Here is a 19,070-nt window from a genome sequence, read left to right on the forward strand (position 1 = left end):
CTCCCTCATCACAAGCGAAAATATGCTCGACGATTGACCGCCCTGACGGTAACATTTATTATTAAACAAGCTCTAAAGTTATAACATACAGCAATAATGAAAAAACTTTTAACATTGGCCCTCGCTATGACAGCAATCGCAGCCTCCGCACAGACCAGTTACAGCATACTCCGCGCATGCCATCCCGATGATGTGAAGCATTATGATACCGAGCAACTGCGTTCTCACTTCATGATGCCCAAGGTAATGGAGCAGGATAAAGTAAATCTTACCTATTCGCTTTACGACCGCATAGTATATGGCGGAGTGGTTCCGGTGTCCGGTCCTGTCGTGCTTGAGACAATCGAGCCTCTGAAATCGCAGTACTTCCTTGAACGTCGCGAGCTTGGTGTGATAAATATCGGTGGCGACGGTATCGTAAGCGTCGACGGCAAGGAGTATGAGCTCCACTTCAAGGACGCGCTCTATGTAGGCCGTGGCAATAAGAATGTCACATTCCGTTCGAAGGATGCCTCCAATCCGGCACGCTTCTATCTCAATTCTACTCCTGCCCACAAGGCCTACAAGACCCAGCTCGTGACTATTGACGGTCGCAAAGGCTCCATCAAAGCCAACTCTTTTGCCGCCGGACGTATGGAGGAGAGCAACGACAGGGTCATCAATCAGCTCATCGTGTCGAATGTGCTCGAAGAGGGGCCTTGCCAGCTCCAGATGGGCCTGACCGAACTTAAGCCCGGAAGTGTGTGGAACACAATGCCTGCTCACACCCACGACCGTCGTGTTGAGGTATATTTTTACTTCAATGTGCCGGAGGGCAATGCCATATGCCACCTTATGGGAGAGCCTCAGGAGAACCGCCTTATCTGGCTCCACGACGAGCAGGCTGTGATGGCTCCCGAATGGAGCATCCATGCTGCCGCTGGTACAAGCAACTATATGTTTATATGGGGCATGGGCGGAGAAAATCTCGACTATGGCGATATGGATAAGGTGACTTATCTTGAAATGCGCTGAAATTGCTTCTATCGCTTCCTGTCAGATGACAGTGGGATAAGATAATTGATGCCGGAGATGATGAAATCTCCGGCATTTTTTGTACGTGCGCGCATATTTGCCTGAACAAATAAATATTAGTAACTTTGCGAAACTTTTTAAAGCTAATCAGATTACAACTAATATCATCCATCATATAGTATGAGCAAGAAATTTAACGAGTACGACAAGCTCAACCTCTCTGAGGTAAACCGTCAGGTGCTTCAGGGATGGAACGACGAGCACCTGTTTGAGCAGAGCATGAAGGTGCGCGAAGGCGCTCCGTCGTTTGTGTTCTACGAGGGTCCTCCCTCTGCCAACGGCATGCCTGGCATTCACCATGTTATTGCTCGTACTATTAAGGATACGTTCTGCCGCTACAAGACCATGAAGGGTTTCCAGGTGAAGCGTAAGGCTGGCTGGGATACCCACGGCCTGCCTGTAGAGCTCGGCGTAGAGAAAAGCCTCGGCATAAAAAAGACCGATATCGGCACAAAAATCTCTGTCGACGAATACAACGCAGCCTGTCGCCGCGAGGTAATGAAATATACCCGCGAATGGGAGAACCTTACCAATTCGATGGGCTACTGGGTTGACATGAACGACCCGTATATCACCTACGACAACCGCTTCATCGAGTCAGTGTGGTGGCTTCTCAGTCAGCTCCACAAGAAGGGATACCTTTACAAGGGATATACCATCCAGCCCTATTCGCCTGCTGCCGGCACCGGCCTCAGCAGCCATGAGCTGAACCAGCCGGGCTGTTACCGTGATGTAAAGGATACAACAGTAACCGCACAGTTCGTAATCGAGGAACCGAAGCCCGAGATGGCGGAGTGGGGTACACCTGTGTTCCTTGCCTGGACCACAACTCCCTGGACTCTTCCCTCGAACACCGCTCTCTGTGTAGGCCCCAAAATCGAGTATGCCCTTGTGCGCACTTTCAATCCCTATACCGGCGAGAAGATTTCGGCAATCATGGCTAAAGACCGTGTGGCTGCATACTTCAAGCCCGAGGGCGCAGAGGCTGAGATGGTCTATACTCCGGGCGACAAGGTGATTCCTTACCGTGTGGCTGCCGTATATGCCGCTGCCGACCTTATCGGCATGCGTTACCGCCAGCTGATGCCCTGGGTGAAGCCTTGCGAGAAGGTGAGCCATCTGGCTCCGGAGTTCGTACGCGAATATGCCGCCGCCCATCCCGACAAGACTTTTACCGCCGGCCGCGATACTTTTGTAGAGCTTGCCGATGAGGCTTTCCGTGTAATCCCCGGCGACTATGTCACCACGGAGGATGGTACCGGTATCGTGCATATCGCTCCGACATTCGGTGCCGACGACGCCAAGGTAGCCAAGGCTGCCGGAGTGCCGGGCCTTTATATGGTGACTCCCAAGGGTGAGACCCGTCCGATGGTCGATCTGACCGGAAAATATTATACTGTCGACGAACTTGCTCCATCTTTCGTAGAGGCTTGCGTTGACATCCCCGCATATACCCGTCATGCCGGAGAGTATGTGAAGAATGCCTATGACCCTCGCTTTAATCCCGATGGCAAATACGATGAGGCTGCCGCTGCCAAGGCCGAGGACCTCAATATCGTAATCGCCATGGAGATGAAGAAGGCCGGCGAGGCTTTCCGCATAGAGAAGCATGTACACAACTATCCCCACTGCTGGCGTACTGACAAGCCGGTATTGTACTACCCGCTCGACAGCTGGTTTATCCGTACTACCGCAGCCCGCGAGGCGCTAATGGCCGCCAACAAGACAATAAAATGGAAACCGGAGGCTACCGGAACCGGACGTTTCGGCAAGTGGCTTGAAAATCTTCAGGACTGGAATCTGAGCCGTAGCCGCTACTGGGGTACTCCGCTCCCGATATGGCGCAATGCCGACGGTACCGAGGAGATATGCATCGACTCGGTAGCCACTCTCTACAACGAAATCGACAAGGCTGTAGAGGCCGGGGTGATGAAGAGCAATCCTTATCGCGACCGTGGATTCGTGCCAGGAGATTACTCCAAGGATAACTATGAGAAAATCGACCTCCACCGCCCGTATGTCGACGATATCGTGCTGGTAAGTCCTACCGGACAGCCTATGCACCGCGAGCTCGACCTTATCGACGTGTGGTTTGACTCAGGCTCGATGCCTTATGCCCAGATTCACTATCCGTTTGAGAACAAGGAAGCCTTTGACCGCGGCGATCTTTTCCCCGCCGACTTTATCGCCGAGGGTGTAGACCAGACACGCGGATGGTTCTTTACCCTTCATGCCATCGCCGGCATGGTGTTTGACTCCGTGGCATACAAGGCTGTGGTGTCCAACGGGCTTGTGCTCGACAAGAATGGCAACAAGATGTCGAAGCGTCTCGGCAATGCCGTCGACCCGTTCAAGTCAATCGAGACTTACGGTTCCGACCCCTTGCGCTGGTATATGATCAGTAACTCGTCGCCATGGGACAATCTCAAGTATGATCCCGCCGGCGTGGAGGAAACTGTGCGCAAGTTCTTCGGCACCCTCTTCAATACATATTCATTCTTTGCCCTTTACGCCAATGTCGACGGCTTCGACAATTCTCAGCCGCAGATACCTGTAGAGGAGCGTCCTGAAATCGACCGCTGGATACTTTCGGTGCTCAACACGCTTATCCGCGAGGTCGACTCCGACCTTGACGACTATGAGCCTACCAAGGCTGCCCGTGCAATCAGCGAGTTTGTACAGGACAACCTCTCCAACTGGTATGTGCGCCTTAATCGCAAGCGTTTCTGGGGCAAGGAGATGGATGCCGACAAACTTTCGGCATATCAGACACTCTATACATGTCTTGAGACTGTAGCTCTGCTGATGGCTCCCGTGGCTCCGTTCTTTGCCGACCGTCTCTATAAGGATCTTACCTCAGTGACACGCGGTAATACCGAATCGGTGCATCTCGCATTGTTCCCACAGGCCGGAGCCAGCGACACCGACCTCGAGGAACGCATGCGTCTGGCACAGCAGATTACATCGATGGTGCTTGCTCTACGTCGTAAGGTGAACATAAAGGTACGTCAGCCTCTGGCTACACTCATGGTGCCTGTCACCGACGAGCGTCAGGCATCTATGCTCCGCACTATGGCCGACCTTATTCTTAGCGAGGTCAATGTAAAGGAGATGCGCATCGTGACCGATGAGGACGGTGTGATGGTAAAGCGTGTGAAGCCCGACTTCAAGAAGCTCGGAAAGAAGCTCGGAAAACAGATGAAGGCTGCCGCTGCTGCGCTTGCCGCCTTGTCGCAGGCTGATATCGCCGCCCTGACCCGCGAGGGCTCGATTACTCTCAATCTTGACGGAGCGGAAGCTGTCATAGAGGTAGCCGACGTAGATATCGTAAGCGAAGATATCCCAGGATGGGAGGTCGCTACCGACGGCACAGTCACTGTGGCTCTGGATGTTACTGTAACTGACGAACTTCGTCGTGAGGGCATCGCCCGCGATGTGGTAAACCGCATACAGAATCTCCGCAAGGAGCGCGGATTCAATATCACCGATAAAATCCGTCTTCAGTTTGCACCAAATCCGGCTACCGACGCGGCTCTCGATACATTTGCTGATTATATAAGCCGTCAGGTGCTCGCTACCGAACTTTCTGTCGCTCCGGTCGACCAGTCGGATTCCGACGCGGCCGTTCTTGATATCGACGGTATCACTTTGGTCGCAAGAATAAGCATTGTATAATTACCTATCCCCTACATTAACACATATGAGTGAAAAAACACGCTATACCGATGAAGAGCTGCAGGAGTTCAAGGAACTTATACTGAGAAAGCTCGATAAGGCTCAGAAAGATTATGAACTGCTGAAGGCCAATGTGATGAACAGCGACGGTAATGATACCGCCGATACTTCTCCTACATTCAAGGTACTTGAGGAGGGCGCAAGCACTCTCAGCAAGGAGGAAGCCGGACAGCTGGCACAGCGTCAGATGAAATTTATACAGCATCTGCAGGCCGCTCTTATCCGTATCGAGAACAAGACATACGGTATCTGTCGCCAGACAGGCAAGCTCATACCTAAGGAGCGTCTTATGGCAGTGCCCCACGCTACTCTCAGTGTAGAGGCCAAGGAGTCGGGCCGCAAACGCTGATATACACTTATTGTCTCCGTACCGGCAGCCATGAAGCGACTGCCGGTACGGGATTTTATATTTAATCCTAAATTATTCCGATTCTTCGACTAATGAATAGCTTCAGGATTGTATCTTTTGGACATTTCGCATCTGGTACAGACATGCTCATGAGCGCAGTTGCCACTCCGAAATCTGCAATCCAGGCGTAAAATATATATTGTCGAACCGGCTATTAACCCCTTTGTTTCGCTTATGAAACTTTCCAAGGGATGGCTTGCCGCCATCATTATCATTGCTGTGCTGCTTGTGGACCAGATTGTAAAAATCTGGATTAAGACCCACATGTATCTTGGCGAGAGTATTTTTGTGACTGATTGGTTTCAGATATATTTTATCGAGAACAACGGCATGGCTTTCGGCATGGAGATGGGAAGCAAACTGTTTCTTACCCTGTTCAGGATTGTAGCGGTAGGAGCGCTTATATACGCTATATTCCGCATAAAGGACAAGCCACGATATTCCGCAGGCTTCATGGCATGCGTAGCGCTGATTACCGCAGGTGCGGCCGGCAACATCATCGATTCGGTGTTTTATGGGATGATATTCAATAATCCGATGCCGCCGGCAGTCGCCCAGATGTTTCCTCCCGACGGCGGCTATGCGCCATTGTTCCACGGAAAGGTAGTCGATATGCTTTATTTTCCGTTGTTCAGTTTCTATTGGCCCGACTGGATTCCCTTTATCGGCGGTCAGTTTTTTCTGTTCTTCCAGCCTATATTCAATATTGCCGACGCCGCTATTACGGTAGGTATTCTCGTTCTTATATTATTTTACTCAAAGGCTTTGTCTATCCCTGAGGATGAGGAGCCCAAACCTACTGCCGAATGATGCGCCGCCGCTCTCTTCTTGTACCCGCTTCTCTGATACTGCTCGCGGTAGCCGGAGCATGTGACCGCACGCCCGACCATGTGCTTAAAAAGAAGCAGATGGTCGACCTTCTCACCGATATCCATAAGGCTGAGGGGGTGGTCGACCTTAACCGTACGCGCTATGGCTCCGACTCAATGCGTAAGGTCATGAAACAGTCTGTACTGTTGAGACACGGGGTGACACAGGAACAGTTTGATACATCGATGGTATGGTATGGCCACAACATCGAGAAATACATCGAGGTATATGACGATGTGATAGCGAGGCTTGAGTCGGAAGTGGCTGAAGTCGATGCCGACCAGGGTGGGGCACGTGTCGACATGGCCGTTGTCGGCGATTCGGCCGATGCATGGCCCGAGGCCCGTATGCACCGCTATTTTTACGGACAGCCCGACGCTATGGTGCGTTTCAATCTGAGACGTGATGAAAACTGGGAGACCGGCGATATCTACACCTGGCGTTTCTACAAAAGTAATATGCAGTCGCCGCTCTACTACGCTATCGCCACACAGTATACCGACGGTACTACCGATTATATGACCGGCACAACTTCCGGCCAGGGCTGGAGCGAGATAGTGATGCAGATTGATACAGCCCGCACGGCGCAGAATGTGTTTGGCTTTGCTACAGTGTCTCCGACTCAGGGAGAGGCTGCTTATATTGACAGTATCGCACTTGTGCGTACACGTTTCTCTCCCGACCATTACGACCGCTCGTCGGTACATACTTATAAGCCGGGACGCGAATAATCCATATGTCAAAGTTACAGTATCTGGCTCTCGGTGTGCTACACCGGGGGCAGTTATATCGCAATTCTATAGTGTCGGTTGATGGCGGCAATGTGATAATCCGTCCGTTTGACGGAGAGGTGCCGCAGACTGTATTTGTATCGGGTATCGTGGCAGTGTGTGCCTCCGGACGCCTGACCGACGCCCACCGCCGTGCCTTGACTTTGCGCGTGCAGGATGCTCCGTTGCTTGACCGTGCGATAATGCGTGCCGACCGTTATCTGTCGGCCAATTCCCTCTATATGCCCGACTCGTCGTCTGCACCTGATGCGGGTGATACACCTGTACTCCTGCTTCTGCCGCGCCGCTAACCGGCGGTCTTTACAACAGATAGGAGGTCGATGGCCGTATCGATATAAACATCAATGAATCAATAGCAACAGTGAGTCTATAACAATAGCGCGTATCGCACTCGGTGTGATACGCGCTATTGTTATAGACAGTGGTACTCTGTAATCAGAGCTTGGAGTAGATGCGGATATTGTCGAGGAACCAGCGGTTGGCGGTGGCTGCGGGCCACTGTTCGTCAATCTGTCGGATTGTAATCCTGGTGTTCTTGTCAATCTTTATGCCGTCGAGGCTGATAGAGGCCTTTATCCATTCAAGAACATGACCGTTGGGCCAGTTGTGGGTGGGCACGGTGAGTGTGGTCTCGTCGCTGCCGTTCTTGACGATTACAATCAGGTCGACGGGGTCAATCTTGCCTGAACCCTGGCGCATGGGACACCAGTCAAATTCAAGAAGCACACCGGATGCGTCGGCAGGTACGGTTTCAATCGCAGGAAGAGTGATACCGGCCTGGTAGGAAGTTTTTCCGAATTTCAGGTAGTTTTCCTGGATATAGATACATTCTCCTGCGGTCTTTGTGGTGACGCGGAGGAATTCGTAACCGAGGCTCTCGGCGTAGGCGAGGGCTGTAGTGCCGTTGGCCGATGCCTTTACAATCTGGGGTGCTGTGGCGTTGAGGTCGTCGGTCTCGACTGTGCGGCCGGCTTCACTTGCCTGAGCGAACGGTGCAAGCCATTCGAAATCCTCGCTCCAGTAGATTACCTGGGCTTCTCCGAGGTCTGTCATGGATTCGAGATAGATGCGTACGTATGGTGCTGCCACGCCGGCGAAATAACCGAATGCTTTTACAGTATGGCCTTCGAGGGCGCTGAGATTGACTGATGCCGGCACATCGGCAAGTGTGATGGCAAACTTGGCATCGGCTACTGTGATTGTCTTGCCTGCGAGCACACCCTCAACAGCCACATAGTCGCGCTTTGCCGAGGTATATGTGTCGATATCGGCTGTGATATCATTAGCTTCGCCACGGTTGATTGCATTGTTGCTCGAGTTCACGGTCATGTCTTCAGCCTCAAGATATGCCATCTTCTGGCTGTCCGACATCTTCTGGGCTTTTACAGTCACCTTGTCGCCTGCCTCAGCCTGCTGTTTGCTCTTCAGATATACGTAATCGTCACAGGTGTCGTCGGAGATGATATATCCTTCGGCTGTCTTTGATATTACGAGCGCATCGGTGAGAACCATATAAGTCTCGTCGGCCACTTCGTAAACTTTGTCGGGTGTATACTGTGTGCAGTCGCGGTAGTTGTCGCCTTTCTGGGTCACAATCACTGCCGAACGGCTGGCGAGTGTGGCGCCCTTGAATACCAGTTCGGCCTTCCTCGGATTGTCGAGAGCACCTTCACGCATGTTGTCGATTACACATACTGTCACTTCTGTGATGCCTTCTCCGGTAGCGGGCGACACTGTCACCCATTCCGGAGCCTCGGCTTCCCATCTGGCGTCGGAATATACTGTGATAATTTGAGGTGTTGCCTCCAGGCCTTCGAAGGTGAGGCTATTAGCGCTGGCGAGCACGGCCTTGGCCTTTGAGCCGTTGTCGTCGTCATCGTTGCATCCCGAAACGAGGCACGCGGTCAGCAGTACGAGCGCTGTCATTATATAGTGTCTGATTTTCATCGTTGTAATTGTTGGTAAATAGACAATGAAGTATTTATAAGAAACTGTTCAGAATAAATTTGACCAGTCGTTTAGAACCAGCCGGGGTTCTGAACGAGGGGATATCCGGCAGCCTTATAGAGGTCGATATCGTAGGAGGATATGGGATAGTAGTAGTCGCGGTCCTCGTTGAAGGGGGTGCGTTCTACGGCGCCATGATAGTTTACATATCCTTTGTCGCCCTGAGTGAGCTTTATTTCCGATCCAATCATGTACACCTGAGCTCCGGCCACGTCGGGCTTGGCCTGGTCGGCACGGTAGAGCACAATCTCGGGATTTCCGTCGCCATTGAGGTCGTATGAGCCTGCTCCCGGGAAGTACATTCCGGTAATCGGCTGGTCATAGCATTTTCCGGCTTTCCAACGGCGTATGTCGGCCCAACGGTCGCCTTCCTGGCTCAGCTCTACGGCACGCTCGCGACGAATCTCGAGAATCACACCTTTGTTGGCTCCGCTCACGTTGGGATATCCGTATTCAGCCGATGAGAGATAGTAGTCGGGGTTGGCGTTGGCTTCTGCCATGTCGAGATGAGGCATGCTTACGCGGTCGCGAATCTTGTTGACGGTGTTGTCGAGATCGGTCTGGGTGAGTTCGCCAAGTTCGGCGCGTGCTTCCGCGTAGTTGAGCATCACCTCTGCAATACGGAATACAGGGAGGTCGTTGCTGCAATAGTCGTTGCGAGTAACGCCGTCGGGTACGAACTTAATCGGGTTGTAGCCTGTGACTGACTCTGCGAGGTTGGGATTGTACACCTTCTTGTTGAGGGTGAATCCGGGAGTGCGAATTGACTGACTCAGGCGCGGGTCGCGGTTTTTGATTTCGTCGGCGTATGTCATTTCCTGCCATCCGGCGCGGTCGGTAAATTTGGTGCCGTCTTTCATCAGATACATGTTGACAAACTTGCGTGTGTATCCCGGCATGCCGCGTGCTGTGGTGAATGAGAATCCGTATGCATCGTGGCACATAGGAATCTTGTTGTCATACTTTATGGCGAGGATATACTCGTCGGAGTTGGCGTTTTCGGCGATGAAGAGGTCGCGATAGTCAGATGCAGGCTTGCCTGACGACCATATTTTGTAGGGGCCATCGTTGATAAGTTCGGCGGCAGCCTCGGCCGACTGTTTCAGATAATATTCCGCATCGTGGCCTTCAATCTGCAGGCCGTGGTATTTGCGGAATGTGCCTTCAAAGAGGCAGAACTGCGATTTCAAGGCGAGTGCGGCCCATTTGGTCACACGGTAGGGCACATTGGTCTGTGCCTTGTGGTCAGGCAGATTCTCGATGGCATAATTTACATCCTCGAGCATCTTTGTCATCACCAGCTCGCGCGAGTCGCGTGCTTTGTAGAGCAAATCCTTATCGGCAGAGCCTATCTGTGTATCATACCAGGGCACATCGCCGAATCTTACCACCTTGTCGAAATAGAAGTATGCACGGAAGAATCGTGTGATAGCAGTGTATTTCACCACCGCTGCCGGATCGTCGCACTTGTCGACATTCTCAAGAAGGGTGTTGATGCGGCGCAGGTCGGTCCACTTCCATCCGCCGCCGCCCGAGGTCTTGGGGATAGGGCGGAATGAGCCTCCGCGGAGCTCGTTGCTGAGATCCTGCGCTATGATGAGGTCGCTCTGGCTGTCGTAGGCTTTTTTAGGAAGGATATTGTTGTAGAACGGGTTGGAGAACAGCATCAGGTCGTTCTCGGTATTGAAGTAGTCTTTGTCGGTAATGCGGTCCTGGGGTTCGAGATCAAGTGCGTCGTCGCAAGATGTCGCTCCGGCTGCAAGAAGCATTACGATGGGGATTATATATTTTTTCATGATTATACAGCTTTTACAGGATTAGAATGTAATGTCGAGACCAAACATGAATGTCTTCTGCCAGGGGTAGAATGCGTTGTTGGCGTCGGCACCGGTCTTGTCCCCGCGTTGTATGGCAGCCTCGGGATCAACATACTTTGTATGTTTCTTCATCGGCGACCAGTAGTGAAGGTTCTCTCCGGAGAAGTATACGCGTACCTGGTCTATGCCTGCTTTCTTTGTAACCTTTGTTGGGATGGTGTATCCGACGGTAAGATTTTTCAGACGGAGATAGCGTGCGTTCTGAAGGTAGCGGTCGTTGGCGTCGCGCAGATATCCGCCTGTCGACATGTTGGAGCGCGGGCGTATGAAGTATGCATCGGGATTGTCCTCAGCCCATACATTGTCGAGGAAATTGGTCGGAATGAACGAGTTGTAAGGGTAGCCGTATGCGCCCCAGAAAGGCATTGACTGGTTCTCGGGATACCAGTAGTGGTTGCCGGTGCCCTGGAAGAATACGGAGACGTCGAATCCGAAGTAGCGTATGCTACCTGTGATGCCATATGACAGGCTGGGGAGCGAGTTGCCTATGATAGTACGGTCGCCGGGAGCGTCGGCAGTCTCGTTGCCTGTCTCGCCGATGAATCCGTCGCCGTCAAGGTCGAGAATCTTGAGGTCGCCGGCTTTCCATCCGCCGGTAAGGTTGCCTGTGAGTCTCGAAGAGAAAGTATGTGAGGCTGCATATTGGGCGGCTTCTTCATCGGTCTTGAACAGTCCGTCGGTGCGGTAGCCCCAGATTTCACCGATGCGCATTCCTACGTAGTATTCCTTTGCGAATGACTTTGTGGGGTTATCGTACTTGGTGATTTCGCTTCTGTAGTCGCTCAGGTTGAATCCTACGCTGTAATCGAAGGGATTGCCGAATAGTTGGAAATTGTCGCGCCAGCTCAGAGCGATTTCATATCCTTTGGTGCGGAGATCGGCGGTGTTCATGTCGGGGACATCGGCGCCGTATACCGACGGCAGGGCTATGCCTTCGGTAAGCATGTCCTTGGTGTCGCGGATGTATGCGTCGGCGGTAAAGTTGAGTCGGCCGTTGAGCATCGAGTAGTCGATACCAAGGTTATACTGGTTGGCTTTCTCCCAAGTGAGGTCGTCGGCAATCGGTGCGCTGAGGCTGGAGTATTTTCCGATTGTGCCGTCGCCGAATGTGAAACTGTCGAAGTCTTTTATCGACACGAGGCGTAGGAATGTATAGTAAGAGGATACATTCTGGTTGCCGAGGCTACCGTAGGATAATCTGATTTTAAGATTGTCAACGATGTCGCGTGCTCCTGCGAAGAATGATTCTTCAGAGATACGCCATCCGAGAGAAGCAGAAGGGAAGAATCCCCAGCGAGAGCCGCGGCCGAAGCGCGACGAACCGTCGTAGCGTCCGCTGGCTTCGAAGAGGTAGCGTCCTTTGTAGTCATAGTTCACGCGTCCGAATATGCCTGAGAGGACATACTGGTTCTGTCCGCCTCCATAATTGTTGTCGGAAGCGAATCCGGTGGCGAGCTTAAGGTCGTCGAGTGCGGACGACGAGAGGTTGCCTGCGGCTACGTTGATATTCTTGCTCTTCCATGATTCATTGTTGTAGCCTGCCGTTATTGTGACATTGTGGGCATCGGCAAATGTATCGTTGTATGTGGCATAGATGTTATATGCCATATAGTTGCGGGTCTTTACCGATTCGTCGAGACGGTCTTCGCCGGCACCTGTCACATATGATTTCAATGCTTCGTCGGGATAGACACGGTAGGTCATGTTCTGCGAGCGGCTTGTGTTGCGTAGCTGATAGAAACGGAATGTGAAGTCGCCGGTGATGCTAAGCTGTTTGATAGGATTGATAACCAGACGTGTGGTGTTGGAGAAGTCGTTGATGCGGTTTACATTGCGGTGAGAGCCTTCTCCAACAAGGATGTGGCGGCCGTTGGCTACATTATAAGATGTGTAGGGAGTGGAGTAGAGCCATGTGCCGTCGGGATTCTTCTGTGGGAAGCATGCCAGGGCGTGGCGTGTGGCATAAATCATGGTGTTTTCAACGGAGCCGTCGCCCTGGAACTCATACTGTGAGGAGTAGTATGATGTGTTGTTGGACATTGTGGCCCACTTGTTGATACGGAAGTCAATCTTGGAGCGCAGATTGTACTTGCGGAAAATATCAGGATTTGTCTTGATGATACCTTTTTGCCAGTCAAGTCCACCGGAGAGGTAGTACTTGACATCCTTGGTCTTTCCGCTTACCGATACATTGTGCTGCGTAGAGGGGTGTCTCTCGCTGAAGAATGTATGATACCAGTCGTAGTTACCGTAGTATACCCACTGGCGGCGTCCGTTGCGGGTCTCCTCTACCACCCAGGGGCGGTCGGGGTGCTCGGTCTTGTCGTTGACACGTGCAAGTAGCTGCTGCATGTCGTAGTCGGTATAGTTGATATAGTTGGTGCCGCGGGTGGCATTCTGGAATAGATTTACGATGTATACCGACCAATAGCCTGTGTTGATGTAGTCGGTAGAGGTGGTGGGTTCTTCCCATCCAACACGTCCGCTGTATCGTACGGTGGCTTTGCCGTCTTTTTCCGATCCGCTTTTGGTGGTGACAAGAATCACACCGAAGGCGGCGCGGGCTCCATATACGGCGGCTGCCGATGCATCCTTGATAACGGAAATCGACTCTACGTCGTTGGGGTTGACGCGTGAGAGGTCGCCCTCGGCTCCGTCGATGAGCACGAGGGGATTGGTTTCGTTGATTGAGGTGGTGCCGCGCACATTGATTTTAGCCGACTCGCCGGGCACTGAGGATGATGTGGTGACGTTGAGACCGGCTACGGAGCCCTGGAGCATGTTGGTAAGGGAATGTGACACACGGTTTTCGAGTTCCTTGCCGCCGATGCTTGCGACAGCACCGGTCACATTGACTTTCTTCTGTGTGCCGTAGCCGACTACTACGGTCTCTTCAAGCATTACGGCGTCTTCCTGCATTACTACATGCAGATTGTCAGTGCCTGGAGCTACTTTTATTTTCTGTGTCTTGAAGCCTACATATGTGAATGTCAGCTCGATAGTCGAGGCAGGTACCTGGAGTGTGAATTTTCCGTCGATATCTGTCATACCGCCGTTGGTGGTGCCGCTTACCATTACGGTAACGCCGGCCAGCGGCTCATCCATAGAGTCGAGTACCTGTCCTGACACCTTTCTGTTCTGGGCGGCTGCCGACAATATGCCTATTACCGACATAAGCAGGCAGAGAATTAAGGACTTAGTTGGTTTCATAAAATTTCATCCGGTTTTAGATGTTGGTTAATTGTTTTGTCGGGCATGGAAAATGTCATTGCATGTATGCATCGGTAGAGAATGCTTTCGGACGCTTCATTTCCTCTGTCCATGTGTGGCCGAACTCATCCTTCACGGTAATCTTGAGTGTGGATGTGGCATCGGGAGCCTTTACCTTGAAGAAGTGTACGAACAGTTCGGTGATAAAGCTCGGCGCGCTCTTGAGGTTGGCTTTGTTGAAGCGTTTTACTGTCAGGGCTGCAATGTGGAGCGGATCGTATGCGCCTACAGGTGTGCATGTCAGGGTCTGGCCGCTTTCGGTTGTCACTGTGATTGTCCACGACGGATTCCAGTTCCATACGTTGATGAGGACTTCGTTGTCGGAATTGGCGGGGTATGCCTGGATGTACTTGTTGAAGGCGTTGGTAGCGCTTGCCGTACCTGACATGTCGGGTACGTCGTTGAGGCTGAATTTTATCTGATTGAGGTCGTAGGAGCGGAACTGTACATCTTCGTTGAGATTTGTACCCTTGTAGAGCCATTTGATGTCGGTGCCGTCGATGTCCCAGATGGCATATCCGCCCGGGGTGCCGTCGGTCGATAGATGCAGACCGGGGGTCAGATGTCCCGACCACCACCATGACGCGCATATGGCAGCTACGTTATGCTCCATGATGTCGCGGTTGCCGGATACCTGATGACCTGCGGGCACGTTGTAGTTCATGTGGGTGTGTCCGGTCACAAAGTGTACTTTGTATCCGTCGAGAAGCGAGAGCAGTCGGTCGGTGCTTGCCGCATCGTGATCGTACTTGTAGCTGCCGGTCTCGGTAGGACGGAAGAACGGAGCGTGTGCGGTGATAATGACAGGTGTCGATTTGTTGACATACGCGAGATCCTTTGCGAGCCATGTGAGCTGGTCGTCGGAAAGGTTTTTGGTGTAGAGGCGGGCAGTGGTGCCGTCGTAGCCGTCGCAGTCGATGTCGTCGAGCACGATGTAGTGTACCTTGCCGATATTGAACGAGTAGTAGCCGGGTGCCAGGTGTGTACGGTACTGCAGGGCCGCATCAAAGTCGTTGAATGCCTTGTAATCGTAGTCGTGGTTGCCCATGGTATGGAATATCTGTATATCCTTTACCTGCTCGTTGATGGTCTTTATGTAGTCGGCGATTTCATACTTGTTGTCGTACCAGTAGAGGTCCCATGTCATATCGCCGAGAGTGATGGCATACATCTTCTGTCCGCTGCATGAGTTGCGGTAGTTGTTGAAGTCAGTTGTGAACTGACGGAACTGTGCGGCATCGTCGGTGCGGTTGGCCAGGTGCATGTCACCCAGGAAGAATACCTTGTATGTGTCCTGTCCGGATACCTGTGTGAGTCGGAAGTCGGCACGTTCGGCCTTGGTATTGTCGGCAGTGGTGAGGCGGTACATGCGTGGCAGCACTCCGTCGGCCTCTACCTCATATCCGGATGGTACGGATATGAACACGTAGCCGTAATGTTTGTTGGACTTCAGGTTGTATACACCGTTTTCGTCGGTAGTAGTGACTTCTATGCCATCGGATACTACCACACCCTCTACACCACCTTCGGGAGTTGAAACGAGGCCGTAGATTGTGGCGCCTTCCTCAGGTTCGATAATGCTCTCTACAATAGCAATGGAAAGCTGGCCGAGAGGTATGCGGCGGGCATCCCGCTTTATGTATGCGCGGTATGAGCCATCGGTGACGCTCGGGTTGAATCGTACGGTAAAGCTGTTTTCGGTGGCACTTACAATAGGAGAGATGTGCAGCACTCCGTTTGAAGCCTCGAGCATGAGAAAATCGGAGGTCAGAGGCACCGACCCCGACGGCACATTGAATGTATATTCGCCGCCTTGCATTATGTCGATTTTTGCTGGTACTGAAAAGTGTATGCCGGAATCGCTTATCGGCGGATTGTCGTCAGATGAAGAGCAACTTGCCGCTGTAAAAGGCAGAAAAACTGACAGAATCGCTCCTATCAGATATTTTTCAATTGTTTTCATATTTTTAAGGTTAGTTTTAGGTTGATTCGTTATATAATTGGAAGCAGTATTGTCTGTAATAAATTGTTAAAAACCGAGCTCTCTTGGTCAACATTCTAAGAATATGTCGGTTTGTAAGGCAATGCTTTCGTTTGGAATGCCCAATACTTACGCAAAGTTAAAAATAGTTAGAGAATTTATATACATTTATTAAACAAAAAATAGTTAAATTGTTGTTTTGCATAGGTTAAAATGCCCGTTGTGAAAAAAATCATGGTATAAGAGCTTGTTTAATAATAAATGTTACCGTCAGGGCGGTCAATCGCCGGCATCTTTCCGACTGGAGGTAATTTGTTTCATATCGTTGATATATTTTTGCAATTATTAAAAAAAGCCGTCCGAAGTTACTTCGGACGGCTTGTGGATAATAAGACGATGTATTTTATCAGTGTGAAAGCTGGTCAACGGTTGTCTTTAGATAGTTGACTGTAGCCGCAGTTGTGGTGCGGGAATCGACTATGCCCATTTTTATCGGGTTCAGGGCCTTTTCCAGACGGTCGAGTGAGGCTGCGTCGCCGTCGGCGATGAATTTTTCGCGCAGCAGGCGTGCTTTTTCACTAAGCTGTATGCCCTCGACAAGGCGCTCGTAGCGCACTGACGAACGTCCTTCGGGATAGATGAAGTAGGTGTCGCCGGGTGCGAAGAGTTTGAAGCGGGAGTCGTCGAGAGGATTGTCGGTCCAGTTCATGAAGCTCCAGTGGAGATATCCGTCGTGTCCTGTCGCGGTACAATATACAGGAATCCATACGGCATCGGCCGAGGAGTTGTTGGAGAAGAGATTGGGCTCGGGGCGTGAGCAGCAGGTGTAGAGATTGGTGACCATACCTTTTTCGCGGCGTCGCTCTACGGTGCCCGGAGGATATGCTTCGGTGAGCAGGATGGTGTAGCTGTAGAGCTTGTCGATCAGCTCGGGGTGGTAGTTGCCGGCGAGCGATACTTTAAACTCAGGCTCTGCTTCCTGTATTATGGAGTAGGCGTTGAGCATATCTGGCAGACTGCGTTCGTCCATGCTTATCATCGTGCGTTCGAACCATCCTTTTTCTTTAAGGTGGGATGCGAATGCTTTCAGGAAGTTAAACCACAGGTCGTGGTATTCCGGCGCATCGGTTGTGGTCTTGAGGAAGCGGTATTCGCCGGCGCTTTCGTCGAAGTAGCGGAAATTCATCTCCCATGGAATCATGGTGAAGCATTCAATCATGCCGTCTATTCCGTTGTCGGCCATAAACTTCACCCATTTGTCGAAGATGTCGTAGTCGTAGCTCCATGAGCCATCGGCTTTTTTTGTGGTCTCTATCATGGGGAGGAAAAGGTCGTTGCTCTGTTCGCCCCAGGGCTCGTAGAACAGGATAGCCGACACTGTGCTCTGTCCGGCACGAGCGAGGTATTGGGCGTAGGGCTTAAGGAGCTGGAAGTGTTCTTTGCTCCAGGGCTCTGCCTTGCCATAGCGGGCAACGGAGTAGGGCTGTTGCCATAGATTGAGGTGGAATGCCTGTTGCGATGGTTTGGGCAGTGTCATTTCCGACACGGAGATGTTGAGTGATATCTGCTGTCCGTCGACCGAAAGAGTCTCTTTATATTGACCGGGCTTTGCATCGTAGGGCACTTCGACTGTTACCCATACCGGACGGGTCTCTCCGGAGAGGTGGACGCTGCCGGCTTTGGTGTCGATTATATCAGGTACGCGCCATGCGGGGAGTGTGTCGGGGTGTGTTCCGCAACTGCGGAAATCGTCGGTGAGCACATAGTCGACAAATGAAGCGGTTGCCGGCAGTTTGCCTGATATTTTGGCGGAGCATACTGCCGTCTGTCCCTGTGGCACATGGATTAATGCGACCGCGCCCACGCGTTCGCCACGCCATGCATGGATGAGGGTGTCGGTTGTAAGTTTCTGAGGTAAGACGGTGTCGGATTGATAGTGAATATCCTTTGATGCCCATGTGAGTTGTGCGCACATGGATGCCGCATTTGTGAGCATTGCGGCTGCGATAAGTAGTGATTTGCCTGTTTTCATGGGAGAAAAGAATATGTCGCCGTACATTGCATGTCGGATAGATGAGTTGCGACGGCTGTATATTTCAGTTGATTTTTAGAAAAGTTCAGGCGGCAGGTCGCGCATTGTGGCGCGGCATGCCGCCTGAAGTATGAGATTTTGTGTCAGTTTACTGACAGCGTATTATTCAGCTTTGCCTTCAGAACCGAGAACGGCTACAATCTTGTGCTTGTAGAGTTTCTCCATTTCTTCGCGGGCCGGACCGAGGTATTTGCGGGGGTCGAATTCGGCGGGCTTGTCGTTGAATACGCGACGTACGGCAGCGGTCATTGCGAGACGGCTGTCAGAGTCGATGTTGATTTTGCAAACATCCATCTTGGCTGCCTTGCGGAGCTCTTCTTCGGGGATACCGATGGCATCGGGAAGTTTGCCGCCGTTTGCGTTGATGATGTCGACATACTCCTGGGGAACAGAAGATGAGCCGTGGAGCACGATGGGGAAGTCGGGGAGCTTGGCCTCAACGCCTTCAAGCACGTCGAATGCGAGTGGCGGGGGCACGAGGCGTCCGGTCTTCGGGTCGCGTGTGCACTGCTCGGGAGTGAACTTGTATGCGCCGTGTGATGTGCCGATTGAGATAGCGAGGGAGTCGCAGCCTGTGCGTGTAACGAAGTCGATTACTTCTTCGGGGTCGGTATAGGTGTGGTGGTCGGAAGATACTTCGTCCTCTACACCGGCGAGAACACCGAGCTCGCCTTCTACAGTTACGTCATGCTGGTGAGCGTAGTCTACCACTTTCTTTGTGAGGGCGACGTTTTCCTCGTAGGGGAGGTGAGAGCCGTCGATCATCACTGAAGAGAAGCCATGGTCGATGCAATCCTTGCAGAGCTCGAAGCTGTCGCCGTGGTCGAGGTGAAGCACAATCTGGGGCTTTTCCCAGCCGAGGCTCTTGGCATAGTCAACAGCACCCTTAGCCATGTAACGGAGCAGAATCGGGTTGGCGTAGTTGCGGGCGCCTTTCGATACCTGGAGGATTACGGGCGATTTG

The 19,070-nt window shown here is 52.0% G+C and carries 12 protein-coding genes; 6 read left to right on the forward strand and 6 right to left on the reverse strand.

The window, feature by feature from the left end:
- The first annotated feature begins 96 nt into the window (after positions 1-96).
- The 6 genes from kduI to K2I50_RS06860 all read left to right on the forward strand — a co-directional run bounded on the left by kduI (position 97) and on the right by K2I50_RS06860 (position 7,169).
- Positions 97-1,014 (forward strand): 5-dehydro-4-deoxy-D-glucuronate isomerase, encoded by a 918-nt coding sequence (kduI, locus tag K2I50_RS06835; RefSeq protein ID WP_301025508.1) that lies wholly within the window; start codon positions 97-99, stop codon positions 1,012-1,014.
- 180 nt (positions 1,015-1,194) lie between these two features.
- Positions 1,195-4,749 carry an isoleucine--tRNA ligase gene (ileS, locus tag K2I50_RS06840; protein ID WP_301025510.1) on the forward strand — a complete coding sequence of 1,185 codons (3,555 nt, stop codon included), beginning with the start codon at positions 1,195-1,197 and terminating at the stop codon, positions 4,747-4,749.
- Positions 4,750-4,774: 25 nt separating this feature from the next.
- The gene (locus tag K2I50_RS06845) at positions 4,775-5,158 is read left to right on the forward strand and encodes a TraR/DksA family transcriptional regulator (RefSeq protein WP_301025512.1); all 384 of its coding nucleotides are present in this window, start codon (positions 4,775-4,777) and stop codon (positions 5,156-5,158) included.
- A gap of 234 nt (positions 5,159-5,392) precedes the next feature.
- Positions 5,393-6,028, forward strand: a complete 636-nt coding sequence (locus K2I50_RS06850) for a lipoprotein signal peptidase (protein WP_301025514.1) — start codon at positions 5,393-5,395, stop codon at positions 6,026-6,028.
- Positions 6,025-6,819 (forward strand): DUF4296 domain-containing protein, encoded by a 795-nt coding sequence (locus K2I50_RS06855; protein WP_301025515.1) that lies wholly within the window; start codon positions 6,025-6,027, stop codon positions 6,817-6,819. The genes K2I50_RS06850 and K2I50_RS06855 overlap by 4 nt, the downstream gene beginning before the upstream one ends.
- Positions 6,820-6,824: 5 nt before the next feature.
- A complete protein-coding gene (locus K2I50_RS06860; RefSeq protein WP_301025516.1) occupies positions 6,825-7,169 on the forward strand; it encodes a hypothetical protein in 345 nt (114 codons plus the stop codon).
- Between the two features lie 145 nt (positions 7,170-7,314).
- Here K2I50_RS06860 and K2I50_RS06865 read toward each other — a convergent pair whose 3' ends face one another.
- The 6 genes from K2I50_RS06865 to K2I50_RS06890 all read right to left on the reverse strand — a co-directional run.
- On the reverse strand, positions 7,315-8,826 hold the full coding sequence (locus K2I50_RS06865) for a BACON domain-containing protein (RefSeq protein WP_301025518.1): 1,512 nt from the start codon (positions 8,824-8,826) through the stop codon (positions 7,315-7,317).
- A 71-nt stretch (positions 8,827-8,897) separates the two neighbouring features.
- Positions 8,898-10,682: a RagB/SusD family nutrient uptake outer membrane protein gene (locus K2I50_RS06870; protein WP_301025519.1), complete on the reverse strand. Its 1,785-nt coding sequence runs from the start codon at positions 10,680-10,682 to the stop codon at positions 8,898-8,900.
- 21 nt (positions 10,683-10,703) lie between these two features.
- Positions 10,704-13,973, reverse strand: coding sequence for a SusC/RagA family TonB-linked outer membrane protein (locus tag K2I50_RS06875; RefSeq protein WP_301025520.1), 3,270 nt, complete (start codon positions 13,971-13,973; stop codon positions 10,704-10,706).
- A gap of 55 nt (positions 13,974-14,028) precedes the next feature.
- Complete coding sequence (locus K2I50_RS06880) at positions 14,029-15,996, reverse strand: calcineurin-like phosphoesterase C-terminal domain-containing protein (RefSeq protein ID WP_301025522.1); 1,968 nt, start codon at positions 15,994-15,996, stop codon at positions 14,029-14,031.
- Positions 15,997-16,420: 424 nt separating this feature from the next.
- Positions 16,421-18,046, reverse strand: a complete 1,626-nt coding sequence (locus tag K2I50_RS06885; RefSeq protein ID WP_301025523.1) for a DUF4091 domain-containing protein — start codon at positions 18,044-18,046, stop codon at positions 16,421-16,423.
- 162 nt (positions 18,047-18,208) lie between these two features.
- Positions 18,209-19,070, reverse strand: an 862-nt coding sequence (locus K2I50_RS06890; RefSeq protein WP_301025525.1) for a class II fructose-bisphosphate aldolase, incomplete at its 5' end; no start/stop codon positions are given.

The sequence above is a fragment of the Muribaculum sp. genome (genome assembly GCF_029051885.1).
Taxonomy (GTDB): domain Bacteria; phylum Bacteroidota; class Bacteroidia; order Bacteroidales; family Muribaculaceae; genus Muribaculum.